15 protein-coding genes are annotated in these 13600 nt (G+C 74.5%); 11 read left to right on the top strand and 4 right to left on the bottom strand.

All coding sequences use genetic code 11. The annotated features are described in order from the left end of the window. On the bottom strand, positions 1 to 480 hold a 480-nt coding region (locus B7P34_RS32120; RefSeq protein WP_223268441.1), incomplete at its 3' end, for an SAM-dependent methyltransferase. A gap of 211 nt (positions 481 to 691) precedes the next feature. Here B7P34_RS32120 and B7P34_RS32115 point away from each other — a divergent pair. Together B7P34_RS32115 and B7P34_RS32110 are read left to right on the top strand one after the other, a co-directional pair. Then, positions 692 to 1915, top strand: coding sequence for a sensor histidine kinase (locus B7P34_RS32115; RefSeq protein WP_223268440.1), 1224 nt, complete (start codon positions 692 to 694; stop codon positions 1913 to 1915). Between the two features lie 76 nt (positions 1916 to 1991). Beyond that, positions 1992 to 2672 (top strand): response regulator, encoded by a 681-nt coding sequence (locus B7P34_RS32110; RefSeq protein ID WP_106681706.1) that lies wholly within the window; start codon positions 1992 to 1994, stop codon positions 2670 to 2672. Positions 2673 to 2742: 70 nt separating this feature from the next. Here B7P34_RS32110 and B7P34_RS32105 read toward each other — a convergent pair whose 3' ends face one another. Then, positions 2743 to 3606, bottom strand: a complete 864-nt coding sequence (locus B7P34_RS32105; protein ID WP_106681705.1) for a LysR family transcriptional regulator — start codon at positions 3604 to 3606, stop codon at positions 2743 to 2745. A gap of 108 nt (positions 3607 to 3714) precedes the next feature. Here B7P34_RS32105 and B7P34_RS32100 point away from each other — a divergent pair, with 108 nt between their 5' ends. Beyond that, complete coding sequence (locus tag B7P34_RS32100; protein ID WP_106681704.1) at positions 3715 to 4314, top strand: short chain dehydrogenase; 600 nt, start codon at positions 3715 to 3717, stop codon at positions 4312 to 4314. Between the two features lie 179 nt (positions 4315 to 4493). On the opposite strand, the gene B7P34_RS32095 is transcribed toward B7P34_RS32100, so the two are convergent. Continuing rightward, the gene (locus tag B7P34_RS32095; protein WP_106681703.1) at positions 4494 to 5567 is read right to left on the bottom strand and encodes a DUF5937 family protein; all 1074 of its coding nucleotides are present in this window, start codon (positions 5565 to 5567) and stop codon (positions 4494 to 4496) included. Positions 5568 to 5666: 99 nt separating this feature from the next. On the opposite strand from B7P34_RS32095, the gene B7P34_RS37800 reads away from it, so the two are divergent. Beyond that, positions 5667 to 5975, top strand: a complete 309-nt coding sequence (locus B7P34_RS37800; RefSeq protein WP_189383222.1) for a hypothetical protein — start codon at positions 5667 to 5669, stop codon at positions 5973 to 5975. A 14-nt stretch (positions 5976 to 5989) separates the two neighbouring features. Here B7P34_RS37800 and B7P34_RS32085 read toward each other — a convergent pair whose 3' ends face one another. Beyond that, the gene (locus B7P34_RS32085; protein WP_353620286.1) at positions 5990 to 6604 is read right to left on the bottom strand and encodes a Uma2 family endonuclease; all 615 of its coding nucleotides are present in this window, start codon (positions 6602 to 6604) and stop codon (positions 5990 to 5992) included. A 220-nt stretch (positions 6605 to 6824) separates the two neighbouring features. Between B7P34_RS32085 and B7P34_RS32080 the strand changes: the two genes are divergently transcribed. From B7P34_RS32080 to B7P34_RS32050, 7 genes are all read left to right on the top strand, one after another. Then, the gene (locus B7P34_RS32080) at positions 6825 to 7745 is read left to right on the top strand and encodes a Rossmann-like and DUF2520 domain-containing protein (RefSeq protein ID WP_106681702.1); all 921 of its coding nucleotides are present in this window, start codon (positions 6825 to 6827) and stop codon (positions 7743 to 7745) included. 14 nt (positions 7746 to 7759) lie between these two features. Next, positions 7760 to 8668: a pantoate--beta-alanine ligase gene (gene panC, locus B7P34_RS32075; RefSeq protein ID WP_106681707.1), complete on the top strand. Its 909-nt coding sequence runs from the start codon at positions 7760 to 7762 to the stop codon at positions 8666 to 8668. Beyond that, on the top strand, positions 8665 to 10380 hold the full coding sequence (locus B7P34_RS32070) for an L-aspartate oxidase (protein WP_106681701.1): 1716 nt from the start codon (positions 8665 to 8667) through the stop codon (positions 10378 to 10380). Before panC ends, B7P34_RS32070 begins: the two co-directional genes overlap by 4 nt. Then, complete coding sequence (gene nadC, locus B7P34_RS32065) at positions 10377 to 11420, top strand: carboxylating nicotinate-nucleotide diphosphorylase (protein ID WP_106681700.1); 1044 nt, start codon at positions 10377 to 10379, stop codon at positions 11418 to 11420. The genes B7P34_RS32070 and nadC overlap by 4 nt, the downstream gene beginning before the upstream one ends. After that, positions 11420 to 12220: a type III pantothenate kinase gene (locus B7P34_RS32060; protein ID WP_106681699.1), complete on the top strand. Its 801-nt coding sequence runs from the start codon at positions 11420 to 11422 to the stop codon at positions 12218 to 12220. The genes nadC and B7P34_RS32060 overlap by 1 nt, the downstream gene beginning before the upstream one ends. 191 nt (positions 12221 to 12411) lie before the next feature. Next, a complete protein-coding gene (locus tag B7P34_RS32055; RefSeq protein WP_146166991.1) occupies positions 12412 to 13053 on the top strand; it encodes a hypothetical protein in 642 nt (213 codons plus the stop codon). A gap of 122 nt (positions 13054 to 13175) precedes the next feature. Beyond that, positions 13176 to 13600: hypothetical protein (locus B7P34_RS32050; protein ID WP_223268438.1), on the top strand; the 425-nt coding region annotated here is incomplete at its 3' end.

The raw sequence follows: 13600 nt of genomic DNA, 5'->3' as shown, positions 1-13600 counted from the left end.
CCAGGCGGCGTCGCGGGGCCGGCCGATCTCGGCGCGGGTGCCGGGCGGCGCGCCCTCGACGGGCCACCAGCGGGCGAGCCACGCGGCGTCCTCGCCCGCGACCGGCTCCCCGAGCAGCTCCTCGCCGTCCTCCTGGACGAGCACCTGGCGCGCGACGCCCTCCGCGTCGGTCTCGGCGACGTCCACGGGCACGTTGTCGAGCCACTCGTTGGCGAACAGCAGGCCCTCGGTGCCGTCCGGGATGTCACCCACCCAGGTGATGCGCGCGTCCAGCCCGGCCGGGCGGTCGGCGCGCTCGACGGCGTACGGGCGCACCCGCGCGGCCACGTCCGCCGGCAGCTGCCCGAGGACGCCGGTGAGCAGTTCGCCGCGCCCGGCGCCGACGTCCGTGAACGCGAGCTCCGCCGGGTGCCCGAGGGCCTCGTCGACCCGGCGCAGCAGCTCGGCGACGGCACCGGCGTACAGCGCCGAGGCGTGCACGGAGGTGCGGAAGTGCCCGGCGGGGCCCTCGGGGCGCCGGTAGAAGCCGCCCGGGCCGTAGAGCGCGGCCTCGGTCGCAGCGCTCCAAGTTCTCGTTCCGCTTGCCATACGCACACGCTATGCGCCCTTCGCGGGCACGCCGCCTCCACCTTGCGGAGTAGAAGGAGTGTCACCGGATCGATCGCCGGGCTGACCCCGGCACGTACGCGGCATGCCTACGCTGGGTGACGTGCACCGCCTCTACGACTTTCTCCGCAGGCACCCGACCGGAGTGGACAGCTTCTGGGCCCTCCTGCTGCTCGGGCTCGGTCTGCTGGCCGCGGCCGAGGAGCACGGCGCCTCGACGACGCAGACGGCCGTGCTCCTCCTCACGATGGTCTCCCTCTGCCTGGCGATCGCGCTGCGGCGCCGCGCGCCCGTGGCGATGCTGCTCGTGACGATCGTGAGCGGCCTCGCCCAGATAGCGGCCGACGTGCAGGTGCACACCGGCGACCTCGCCATGCTGGTGATCGTCTACACCGTCGCGTCCGGCCCGGTCCGCTGGGCGTCGCGGCTGGCCCTGGCGGGCGGCCTGGCCGCGCCGGTGCTCTTCCTGGCGCGCTGGCCGGTGCACTCGCGCAACACCGCCGAGTTCGCCATCGTGGTGGCCTCCCTCACCACCCCCTTCGTCCTCGCCTGGGTGCTGGGCGACTCCATGCGCACCCGCCGCGCCTACTGGGCCCAGCTGGAAGAGCGCGCCGCCCGCCTGGAGAAGGACCGCGAGCAGCAGGCCCGGATGGCCGTGACCGCCGAGCGGGCGCGCATCGCCCGCGAGCTGCACGACGTCGTCGCGCACAACGTCTCGGTGATGGTCGTCCAGGCCGACGGCGCCGCGTACGTCCTCGACGCCTCGCCCGACCAGGCCAAGCAGGCCCTGGAGACGATCTCCGGCACGGGCCGCCAGGCGCTCGCCGAGATGCGCCGCCTGCTGGGCGTCCTGCGCACCGAGGAGGGCACGACCGAGGGCGGGGACTACGTGCCGCAGCCCGACGTCGAGCAGATCGGCGACCTCGTGGAGCAGGTGCGGGGCGCGGGCCTGCCCGTGCAGTACGAGGTCGAGGGCGCGCCGCGGCCGCTGCCGAGCGGTGTGGAGCTCACCGCGTACCGCATCGTGCAGGAAGCCCTGACCAACACGCGCAAGCACGGCGGCCCGGAGGCCGGCGCGAGCGTGCGCCTCACCTACTTCGACGACGGGCTCGGCCTGCTCGTCGAGGACGACGGCCGCGGCGCGCAGCACGAGCTGTACGAAGCGGGCGGCGCGGACGGCATGGGCCACGGCCTGATCGGCATGCGCGAGCGCGTCGGCATGGTCGGGGGCACGCTGGACGCGGGGCCGCGGCCGGGCGGCGGCTTCCGGATCAGCGTGCTGCTGCCGGTGAAGCCGGGCGGCCGCTGACGATGAGTTCCTTCACACCGAATTCCTTCACACCGAGTTCCTTCACACCTGCCCCATCGAGGAAAGAGACCTCTGCATGTCCATCCGGGTGATGCTCGTAGACGACCAGGTACTTCTCCGTACCGGCTTCCGCATGGTGCTGGCCGCCCAGCCCGACATGGAGGTCGTCGCCGAGGCCGGGGACGGCGCGGAGGCGCTGGAGGTGCTGGCCGGCACGGACGTGGACGTCGTCCTCATGGACGTCCGCATGCCCCGGCTGGACGGCGTCGAGGCGACGCGGCGCATCTGCGCGCAGGACGGGGCGCCGAAGGTGCTCATCCTGACCACGTTCGACCTGGACGAGTACGCGTTCTCGGCGCTGAAGGTCGGCGCGAGCGGCTTCATGCTCAAGGACGTGCCGCCGGCCGAGCTGCTGGGGGCCATCCGGGCCGTGCACAGCGGTGACGCGGTGGTCGCGCCGAGCACGACGCGACGGCTGCTGGATCGTTTCACCCCCATGCTGCCGAGCACGAGCAACGAACCGGCCACGGCGGAGCTGGCGCGCCTCACCGAGCGCGAGCGCGAGGTCATGCTGCTCGTCGCGCAGGGCCTGTCCAACGGCGAGATCGCGGCGCGGCTGGTGCTGTCCGAGGCCACGGTCAAGACGCACGTGGGGCGCATCCTCACCAAGCTGGGGCTGCGGGACCGGGTGCAGGTCGTGGTGCTCGCCTACGAGAGCGGGCTCGTGCGGGCCGGGGGCGGGGCGGCGCAGCAGTAGCCCCTTCCCGCGAGCAGCCCCTTGCCGTGCCGCTGCCGGTCCGTGTGCCGCCCGGCTCGGCGGCGCGCCGCTACCGGCTGACGATCTCGCGCACCGCCGCCAGGAACTCCTCCGTGCGGGGGTGCGTGGGGTGAGCGGGGCTGGCGAGGTACACCGTCGCGGCGGGGGCGTCCTCCACCGGGACGAAGCGGACACCGGGGTGGCCGTGGCTCTCCCCGGTGCCCGCCGCCGCGAGGCCGAACGCGTCGCCCGTGGCGATGAGGTTCAGCCACTCGTCGACGTTGTGCACCTCGATCGTCCGGGACGGGCGCTGCGCCGGGGGCCACAGGTCCGGCGAGGCGGTGCCCGTCTCGGGCCACATCGCGAGGGGGAGGCCCGGGGCCTCGGTGAGCTCGGCGAGGCGCACCCGGGGGCGCCCTGCGAGCGGGTGGTCGTCGGGGAGGGCGGCGATCCGGTCCTCGGTGTAGAGGGCCTCGCTGCGGATGCGCGGGTCGCGGGGACGGGTGCGGAGCACGGCCACGTCGGCGTCGCCGGTGGCCAGGCCCGCCGTGCTGTTGTCCCGGCGGGCGACTTCGAGGGGCACGTGCGGGTGCGAGCGGCGCCACGAGCGCAGCAGGGGAACGGTCTGCTGCCCCAGGACCGCGCAGGTGTAGCCCAGACGCAGGGGCCGGTCGACGGCTCTGGTGTCCGCGAGTGCGGCGTCGACGTGCGCCAGGATGGCCCGGCCGTGCCCGAGCAGGGTGACTCCCGCCGGGGTGAGGTCCAGGTGCCGGGACGAACGGTCGACGAGCCGCACGCCCACGCGGGCCTCCAGCTGGGCCAGCGTCCGGGAGAGGGCGGGCTGCGTGACGTGCAGCCGGGCCGCCGCGGCGGTGACGGTGCCCTCGTCCGCGATGGCGGCCAAGGCCTTGAGGTGACGCAGCTCCACATCCATGCGCGGGAAGCATAGTCGCTGTGCAGAAGGCATTTCCGGGGGCGGGCGCGGCTCCGTAGCGTCTGTTCTGCAAGCGATATCCGATGCGGGAATGGGGACGGTGGAGCGATGAGGATCCTTCTGGTGGGCGCGGGCGGGACGCTGGGCGGCGCGGTGCGGAAGGCGCTGGCCGCGCGGGGCCACGAGGTGATCGGCGTCGGGCGCAGCGGCGGGGACGTGATCTGCGACGTCACTGACCCGGAGGCGGTCGGGCGGCTGTACGCGCAGGTGGGGAGCCTCGACGCGGTGGCGGTCGCGGCCGGTGACGCGGTCTTCAAGCCGCTGGGCGAGCTGACGGCGGACGACTTCGCGGCGACGCTGCGCGGCAAGGCGCTCAGCCAGGTGGAGCTGGTGCGGCAGGGGGTGGCGCACGTGGCCCCCACCGGGTCGTTCACGCTGATCAGCGGGGTGCTCACGGACGAGCCGATCGTGGCGGGGGCGGCGGCTTCCGCGGCGAACGGGGCGGTGGAGGCGTTCGTACGGGCCGCTGCGATCGAGATCGCGCCGCAGCGGATCAACGCGGTCAGCCCGACCGTGGTCGAGGAGTCCCTCCCGGGCTACGCCCCGTTCTTCCCCGGCATGGAAGCGGTCCCGGCGAGCCGGGTGGCCACGGCGTACGTCCGCGCGATCGAGGGCGCCCAGACGGGCCGGGTCTACGGCGTCCGCTGACCGCGGGGCCCGCGCCTGCTCCCCCTGCGGGTCCGGCAGCTTCTTCCGCCGCGGCGGCGGCCTTGGCCGGTCTTGGCCGGTCCTTCGCCCGTGGGGGCCGGGCGCCGTCGCGGCGGTTCACGGGTGCGGGCGCCCATGCCCCGCGCGGCGGACTCACGGGGGTGCGCTCCCCCCGGGCCCTACCTCAGGACCGTCTCCAGGAAGTCGCTGCCCAGGCGCGCCACCAGCGGGAGGTCCAGCTGGTGCAGGACGTAGCGGCCGCGGCGGCGCGTGGAGATCAGGCCCGCCTTCTTCATCACGGCTATGTGCCGGGACACCTCGGGCGGCGTCAGGTCGAAGACGGTGGCCAGCTCGCCGGTGGTGTGCGGGCCGCGGGCCAGCGTGCGGCACAGCCGCATCCGGACGGGGTGCGCGAGCGCTTCCATCCGCTGCTGCATCAGCTGCAGGGCCGGGCCCTTGGGGAGCTCGGGCGCGGCCACGGGGTACTGCACCATCGGCTGCCAGCCGGGCCGGTTCAGGACGATGAGGTGCGGCCACCCGAAGGCGGTCGGGATGAACGTCAGGCCGTCCGCGTAGGCCGTCGCCCGGCCGTCCTGCAGCTTGTCGAAGACGATCCGCGTGCCGTCCGCGCCGACGGAGACGGCCGTGGAGACCGCGGCCATGGCCTCGGCGAGGCCATGGCGCCGCAGCAGGTCCGCCTTGTGGCGGGCGTCCGCGGCGAGCTGCACCCGCACGCGCTGCCAGTTGTCGGCGAAGAACGCTTCCTCGCAGTCCTCCATGAGCCTGCGCAGCCAGGCGCGCAGCGCGGCCGGGTTCTCCAGCATGCGGTCGGTGAACTGTGCCTGCCGCGGTCCCCGGGCGGCGGACAGCTCGCGCACCCGCGCCCGCTGCCCGGCGTCCACCAGCGGGGAGGGCTCGGGCTGCGAGCTGCAGGTGACCTCGAAGGCCGCGGCCACGAACTTCTCGTCGTCCATGCGGTCGAGGTCGTCGAGCTCTTCGGCGAGCGTGGCCCGGGGCGCGGCGGGCAGCAGCAGGTCGGAGCGGGCCGAGCGCCACAGGAAGTCGGCCTCGGTGAGCCGGTCGGCGAGGTCGGGCCGGAGCCCGGAGGCGGTCGCCGTGGCCCAGCCGTGCAGCCCGGGGTGGTGGCCGGGCTCCGCCAGGACGTGCAGCATCGCACCGAGCTCCGCCAGCGGCGACGGGTTGAAAACGATGCGGTCGTGCGGCAGCCCGGCGATGTTGATCTCCACGCTCATGTGCCCATCGTGCCTTCCTTCACGGGGGTCCGGCCGTCACTTGACGGCTCTCGTCAATTGACGAGGCAGGCCGGCCCTCACCGGCGCACCGTTGAGGACATGAACGCAGCTCAGCAGTACATGCTCGACCTCTACCGCGCCGCCCAGCTCGACCAGCCGGCCCCGCCCGCCCCCGGCACCGGGGACGTGGAGGCCTACCGCTCCTTCCGCACCTGGCGCGCCTTCCAGGGCGTCGTCGACGAGCGGGTAGCCGCCCGCCGCGCCCGCCGCGCGGAACTGCTCAGCCTCCTCCTGCTCCGCAGCCCGCGCCGCCCGTCAGCGCCCCGCCCGGTCGCCGTCCGCCCGTATCCGGTGCAGGACTCCACCCGCCGCGTCCCGGACGCCTGCGGCCGTCCAGCCGAGTGCTGACGCGCCGACGGTGACTACCCGGCGTTCTCCTGGGCGGCGGTCCATGCCTTGAGGGGCTCGGTGTCGAGGGTGAACCCGACCGGCGCGGGCAGCTCGATGCTCTTGCCGAAGGCAGCGGTGTGGCGGTCCTGATAGGCGCCCTCTACGGGGTCGCTGTACACGGTGATCTCGTTGGCGTCCCGGTCGACGAGCAAGTACACGGGGATGCCGCTCTCGGCATAGGCGCGGGGTTTCTCGACGCGGTCGCGCTTGTCCGTGTCGTAGTCGTGCGAAGTGATCTCGACGATCATCAGCACGCCGTCCGGCTCGGCCCACTCTCCGGCCTGGACGAAATGGCCGGTGGGGGCGAGGGTCCCGTCGGGGCGGGCACGCCCCTTGCGGTAGGTCTCGATCTTGAGGCCCTGTCCGGTGTGAAGATCCAGGGAGGGTTGGTGCTGCAGGCACTGCCGGACGAGCCACATCGTGATCGTCTCGTGGAGCCCATCGGGCACGGCCTTGACCCCCATCTTTCCGCCGATGAATTCCAGACGCAGCCCCTCGGCCTCGCGTATGGCCAGCTCGGCGAGGAGCTCGAACTGCTCGGTCAGCATGTGTTCATCCGTGTGCGGCCGTTCATCCAGTGCGGTCACGGCAGGCCTCCCTCTACCTGAGAACATCAGGCTAATTCCTGCCACTGAAGATCGGCGGTCTTCTTGCCGCCGATCACTCGAACGTGTGGCCGAGTTATCCACATGTCCGGCGATATCCACAAGGCTGGGGACGGTCGGGGACGGCCTCTCGCGCCTCACGTAGCATGACGAATGAATCGTCCGGTACCCCCCGCGGACTGGAACGGAAGGCCATCGCCGCGTGAACGCACACACCCTCCCGGAGCACCCGAGCCCCCAGGACCGCCCCGCCCGGCTCACCGTCGGCGTCGTCGGCGCGGGCCGCGTCGGCCCGGCGCTCGCCGCCGCGCTCCGGCTCGCCGGGCACCGCCCGGTCGCCGTCTCCGGAGTCTCCGACGCCTCGGTGCGCAGGGCAGCGGCCCTGCTGCCCGAGGTCCCGGTCGTCCCGCCCGCCGAGGTCCTCGCGCGCGCCGAGCTGGTCCTGCTCACCGTGCCCGACGACGCCCTGCCGGGCCTGGTCAGCGGCCTCGCCGAGACGGGCGCCGTGCGCCCGGGCCAGCTCCTCGTGCACACCTCGGGCCGGCACGGCACCGCCGTCCTCGACCCCGCCCGCCGCGCCGGGGCCCTCCCGCTCGCCCTGCACCCCGCCATGACCTTCACCGGCACCCCGGTCGACGTCGACCGCCTCGCCGGCTGCTCCTTCGGCGTCACCGCGCCCGAGGAGCTGCGGCTCGCCGCGGAGGCCCTGGTCATCGAGATGGGCGGCGAGCCCGAGTGGATAGCGGAAGAGGCCCGCCCCCTCTACCACGCGGCCCTCGCCCTCGGCGCGAACCACCTGGTCACCCTGGTCGCCCAGGCCATGGACCTGCTGCGGACCGCCGGCGTCTCGGCGCCCGACCGCATGCTCGGCCCGCTCCTCGGCGCCGCGCTCGACAACGTCCTGCGCAGCGGCGACGCGGCCCTGACCGGCCCCGTGGCCCGCGGCGACGCCGGCACGGTCGCCGCGCACGTCGCCGAGCTGCGCGCCCACGCGCCCCAGGCCGTCGCCGGCTATCTGGCGATGGCCCGTACGACCGCCGACCGCGCCCTCGCGGCCGGCCTGCTCAAGCCCGAACTGGCCGAGGACCTGCTCGGCGTACTGTCCGACGGAGGACGGCCGTGACGCTTGCCGAGTGGCTGAAGGACCGGGACCGCGAGCCCGCCTTCGAGCTCGTACCCGCCGTCGAGGATCTCGATTACCTCCTCGACCACTACGCGGTCCCCGGCCGCACCGCGGTCGTGATGACCATGGGCGCGCTCCACGAGGGCCACGCCACGCTCATACGCGCCGCGCGCGAGCGCGTCGGCCGCAAGGGCCTCGTGATCGCCACGGTCTTCGTCAACCCCCTGCAGTTCGGCGCGGGCGAGGACCTGGACCGCTATCCGCGCACGCTGGACGCCGACCTGAAGATCGCCGAGGCGTCGGGCGCGGACGCCGTCTTCGCCCCCTCCGCCGAGGAGGTGTACCCGGGCGGAGAGCCCCAGGTCCGCCTCACCGCGGGCCCCATGGGCGAGCGCCTGGAAGGCGCCTCCCGCCCCGGGCACTTCGACGGCATGCTCACGGTCGTGGCCAAGCTGCTCCACCTCACCCGCCCCGACCTGGCCTTCTTCGGCCAGAAGGACGCCCAGCAGCTCGCCCTGATCCGCCGCATGGTGCGCGACCTCAACTTCCGCACGGAGATCGTCGGCGTGCCGACCGTCCGCGAGGCCGACGGCCTCGCCCTCTCCAGCCGCAACCGCTATCTGTCCGCCGCCGAGCGGAAGACGGCCCTCGCCCTGTCCCGCGCCCTGGCCGCGGCCGAGCAGGAGAAGGCCACCGCCCCGGCCGCCCTGGCAGCCGCCCGCGCCGTCCTGGACGAGGCCGCCCGGCTCGACCCCCCGCTGCACCTCGACTACGCGGCCCTCGTCGACCCCGCCGACTTCACCGACGTCCCCGGCGACTTCGCGGGCGAAGCCGTCCTCGCCGTCGCCGCCAAGGTCGGCACCACCCGCCTGATCGACAACGTCCCCCTGACCGTCGGCCCGGCCACCGGAGCGCGGCGATGACCGGCATACGGCTCCACGCGCCCCGCCCCGGCTGGTCCGTCGACGCGGACGTCGTCGTCGTGGGCTCCGGCGTGGCCGGGCTCACCGTCGCCCTGCGCTGCGCCGCCGCCGGCGCGCACGTCACCGTCGTCACCAAGGCGCTCCTCGACGACGGCTCCACCCGCTGGGCCCAGGGCGGCATAGCGGCGGCGCTCGGCGAGGGCGACACCCCCGAGCAGCACCTGGACGACACGCTCGTCGCCGGCGCGGGCCTCTGCGACGAGGAGGCCGTGCGGACCCTGGTCACCGAGGGCCCCGACGCGGTGCGCCGGCTCATCGCCACGGGCGCGCGGTTCGACACCGACGACGAGACCGGTGCCGTCCTGCTCACCCGTGAGGGCGGTCACCACCGCCGCCGCATCGCCCACGCGGGTGGTGACGCGACCGGCGCCGAGATCTCCCGCGCCCTCGTCGAGGCCGTCCGCGCGGCGGGCATCGAGACCATCGAGCACGCCCTCGTCCTCGACCTCCTCAAGGACGCGGAGGGCCGGGCCGCCGGCGTCACCCTGCACGTCATGGGCGAGGGCGAGCGCGACGGCGTCGGCGCCGTACGGGCCCGGGCCGTCGTCCTCGCGACCGGCGGCATGGGCCAGGTCTTCTCCGCGACGACGAACCCGGCCGTCTCCACCGGCGACGGCGTCGCCCTCGCCCTGCGGGCCGGGGCCGAGGTCTCCGACCTGGAGTTCGTGCAGTTCCACCCCACCGTGCTGTGGCTCGGCCCGGACGCCGAGGGGCAGCAGCCGCTGGTGTCGGAGGCCGTGCGCGGCGAGGGCGCCCACCTCGTCGACGCGGACGGGCACCGCTTCATGGTCGGCGCGCACGAGCTCGCCGAGCTCGCCCCGCGCGACATCGTCGCCAAGGGCATCATGCGGCGCATGCAGGAGCTCGGCGCCGAGCACATGTTCCTCGACGCCCGCCACTTCGGCGCGGAGATGTGGGAGCACCGCTTCCCCACGATCCTCGCCGCCTGCCGCGCGCACGGCATCGACCCGGTCACCGAGCCGATCCCGGTCGCGCCCGCCGCGCACTACGCCTCGGGCGGCGTCCGCACGGACCTGGCCGGCCGCTCGACCGTGCCGGGCCTCTACGCGTGCGGCGAGGTCGCCTGCACGGGCGTGCACGGTGCGAACCGCCTCGCGTCGAACTCGCTGCTGGAAGGCCTCGTCTTCGCGGAGCGCATCGCCGCGGACGTCACGGAGACCCTCCGGGAGCCGGCCGGGTCCCCGCAACCGGCAGCCGTGGGCACCGCCACCGGCACGGTGCTCGCCGGTCCGAAGGCCCGGCCGGAGATCCAGCGCATCATGAGCGAGGGCGCCGGCGTCCTGCGCTCCAGGGAGAGCCTCGAACGGGCGGCCGAAGAGCTGGCCCGGATCGCCGAGGACGCCGCCGCCGCGCCGGAGTCGCCCGGCACGGAGAGCTGGGAGGCCACCAACCTCCTGCTCGTCGCCCGCGTCCTCGTCGCCGCGGCCCTGCGCCGCGAGGAAACCCGCGGCTGCCACTGGCGCGAGGACGCCCCCGACCGGGACGATGCCTGGCGCCGCCACCTCTTGGTGACCCTGCGCCCGGACCGTACGCTCTCGGTCTCCACCACCGAGACCGCCGCGTTCCCGCCCGCAGCGGCCCCGACGCCCCACCCGCCCACGAACGGCGCCGAACCGAGGAGCACCACGTGACCACCCCGAACGACCTCCCCCTCCACCAGATCGGCCAGGACATCCAGGTGAACCTCGAAACGGCCACCGGCGGCTGCGGTGACGGCTGCGGCTGCGGCGAGACGTTCGCGGAGGACGCCATGGAGTGCGGCCTCGACCCCGACCTCGCGCGCCTCCTCGCCGCCGCCGGCCTCGACCCCCTGCAGGTCGAGGACATCGCCCACCTCGCCATCGAGGAGGACCTCGACGGCGGCGAGGACGTCACCACCCTGGCCACCATCCCCGCGGACGCCGTCGCCACCGGCGACTTCACCGCCCGCATGGACGGCACCGTCGCCGGCCTGCACGTCGCCGAGGCGATCCTCTCGGTCGTCTGCACCGAGGAGTTCGAGGTCGAGCGGCACGTCGCGGACGGCGACCGCGTGACCGCGGGCCAGAAGCTGCTCACCGTCCGCACCCGCACCCGCGACCTGCTCACCGCCGAGCGCAGCGCGCTCAACATCCTGTGCCGCCTGTCGGGCATCGCCACCGCCACCCGCGAGTGGGCCGACCTGCTGGACGGCACCAAGGCCGCCGTCCGCGACACCCGCAAGACCACGGTCGGCCTGCGCGCCCTGGAGAAGTACGCGGTCCGCTGCGGCGGCGGCGTCAACCACCGCATGTCCCTGTCGGACGCGGCCCTCATCAAGGACAACCACGTGGTCGCGGCCGGCGGTGTCGCCGAGGCCTTCAAGGCCGTCCGGGACGCCTGCCCCGGCCTGGCGATCGAGGTCGAGGTCGACCGGATCGACCAGATCGAGCCGGTCCTCGCCGAGGGCGCCGACCTCGTCATGCTGGACAACTTCACCCCCGAGCAGACCCGCGAGGCCGTCGAACTGGTCGCGGGCCGCGCCCTGCTGGAGTCCTCCGGCCGGCTCACCCTCGTCAACGCCCACGCCTACGCCGAGACCGGCGTGGACTACCTCGCGGTCGGCGCGCTGACCCACTCCTCCCCGATCCTCGACATCGGCCTCGACCTGCGCGAGGGCGACGAGGACGAGGCGCAGGGGGAAACCGCCTGATGCTGCTCACCATCGATGTCGGCAACACCCACACGGTCCTCGGCCTGTTCGACGGCGAGGAGATCGTCGAGCACTGGCGGGTGTCGACCGACCCCCGCCGCACCGCCGACGAACTGGCCGTCCTCCTCCAGGGCCTGATGGGCATGCACCCGCTGCTCGGCGAGGAGCTCGGCGACGGCATCGACGGCATCGCCATCTGCTCCACGGTCCCCGCGGTCCTGCACGAGCTGCGCGAGGTCACCCGCCGCTACTACGGCGACGTGCCCGCGGTCCTGGTCGAGCCGGGCGTGAAGACCGGGGTGCCGATCCTGATGGACAACCCCAAGGAGGTCGGCGCCGACCGGATCGTCAACGCCGTCGCGGCCGTCGAGCTCTACGGCGGCCCGTGCATCGTCGTCGACTTCGGCACGGCCACGACCTTCGACGCGGTCAGCGCCCGCGGCGAGTACGCGGGCGGGGTGATCGCCCCGGGCATCGAGATCTCGGTGGAGGCGCTGGGCGTCAAGGGCGCGCAGCTCCGCAAGATCGAGCTGGCCCGCCCGCGCGGCGTCATCGGGAAGAACACGGTCGAGGCCATGCAGTCCGGCATCCTCTACGGCTTCGCCGGGCAGGTGGACGGCGTCGTCGAGCGGATGGCCCGCGAGCTCGCCCCCGACGATCCGGACGAGGTGACCGTCATCGCCACCGGCGGGCTGTCGCCCCTGGTCCTCGGCGAGGCCTCGGTCATCGACGAGCACGAGCCGTGGCTCACGCTGATCGGCCTGCGGCTGGTCTACGAGCGGAACGTCTCCCGCACGTAGGCGGAACGTCTCCCGCACGTAGGGCGACGCGGCCCGCGTGACGTGTCCGGCGTGAGGCGGCTCGCGTGACGCGTCCGGCGTGACGTGTCCAGGGCGACGGTCCGGGCCCGCACGCAACCAACAGTCCGTTTCAACTGTCCTGTCAGCTGCGGAACCTGATCCTGCATCCGACGGGCGTGAGGCGTATGGGAATGAAGCGGACAATGCGGTGGGCGGCGGTCCCCGCCGCGGCGCTGGCGGCCGGGCTGGGGCTGTGCGCCGCCCCGGCGCAGGCCGAGCCGGCACCCCGCGCCGACTACCAGGCCGTCGCCCACCCCGTCGTGGGCCGGGTCGGCGACACCGTCGAGGTCGAGCTGGGGGTCAGGAACGGCGGCCCCGGCCCGGCCGGCGGGCGGCCCGGGCACGGCGCGGGCACGTACGAGGTGACGCCGCCGCCGGGCACGGCGATCGTCGCGACCCCGCACAGCGGCGCCCGGCAGCCGTGCGTGGCGGCGGTGGGCCCGGACGCGGCGCCGGGCTCGTACATCTGCTCCATCGCAGAGAACTTCTCCGCCGGCGAGCGGGACACGCTCAGCTTCCGGGTCCGCATCGACGAGAAGGTCGACGGAGCGGAGGGCCTGGTCCGGGTCCTCGACCGCGACGGGGAGGAGTCCCCCGACCCGGACCCGGCCAACGACACGGCGCCGATCCGCGTCGAGGTCGTGGACCGCACGCCCGAGCCGCCGCGGCCCGCCTCGCCGGCCACGAACAGCACGCTCCTGCTCGCCACGACGTCCGGCACCGCGGTCTCGGCGGGCGCGATCGCCTTCGGCGTGAGCCGCCGCAAGCGGTAGCCCCGCGGGCTCGCGCCACCACGGCGAGGGACCGCCGGTGCCGGGCCCGCCAGCACGGCACGTGCCACGCCGTAAAACATCCGCTAGGCGAAAATTGTCCGTTTAGCACTTAAAGTCGGCGCATGCCCACGCCATACGGATCCCGCGGCGGCATGGCGTTCAGCGCGGACGAACTGCGCGTGCTGCGCCGAGCCCTCGCCATCGCCCTCCACCCCCATGCCGTCCCCGGGTGCCCCGGCCCCGAGCGCGCCGCGGAGGTGCGCGACTGCTTCCGGCTCGCCCAGGCCGTGGACGAGGCCGTCCTGGAGAGCGGAAGGCTGCGCGCCTTCCTCCGCGCCGACCTCGCCCGCTACCGCGCCGCCCTCCCCGGCGCCGCCTCCGGCTACGCCGAACGCCTCCAGGACGCCCTCGCGGCGGGCTACCGGCCGCACGCGGAGGACCTCGACGCGCTCCGCGCCCTGAGCGCCGTCCCCACCGCAGGGCCCGCCGGCGCCGCCTACCGCGCCCTGCTGCGCCGCTGCGAGCTCGCCTCAGGGCGGGCCGGCGC

The organism is Streptosporangium nondiastaticum, from assembly GCF_003011965.1.
Lineage (GTDB): Bacteria > Actinomycetota > Actinomycetes > Streptomycetales > Streptomycetaceae > Streptomyces > Streptomyces nondiastaticus.
Note: the sequence above shows the minus strand (reverse complement) of the source record. Positions and strands in the feature narration are given on the sequence as shown.

Coding starts and splice junctions, on each gene's coding strand:
- B7P34_RS32115 (WP_223268440.1), top strand. CDS start 692: ATGCCTACGCTGGGTGACGTGCACCGCCTCTACGACTTTCTCCGCAGG.
- B7P34_RS32110 (WP_106681706.1), top strand. CDS start 1,992: ATGTCCATCCGGGTGATGCTCGTAGACGACCAGGTACTTCTCCGTACC.
- B7P34_RS32105 (WP_106681705.1), bottom strand. CDS start 3,606: ATGGATGTGGAGCTGCGTCACCTCAAGGCCTTGGCCGCCATCGCGGAC.
- B7P34_RS32100 (WP_106681704.1), top strand. CDS start 3,715: ATGAGGATCCTTCTGGTGGGCGCGGGCGGGACGCTGGGCGGCGCGGTG.
- B7P34_RS32095 (WP_106681703.1), bottom strand. CDS start 5,567: ATGAGCGTGGAGATCAACATCGCCGGGCTGCCGCACGACCGCATCGTT.
- B7P34_RS37800 (WP_189383222.1), top strand. CDS start 5,667: ATGAACGCAGCTCAGCAGTACATGCTCGACCTCTACCGCGCCGCCCAG.
- B7P34_RS32070 (WP_106681701.1), top strand. CDS start 8,665: ATGACCGGCATACGGCTCCACGCGCCCCGCCCCGGCTGGTCCGTCGAC.
- B7P34_RS32060 (WP_106681699.1), top strand. CDS start 11,420: ATGCTGCTCACCATCGATGTCGGCAACACCCACACGGTCCTCGGCCTG.
- B7P34_RS32055 (WP_146166991.1), top strand. CDS start 12,412: ATGAAGCGGACAATGCGGTGGGCGGCGGTCCCCGCCGCGGCGCTGGCG.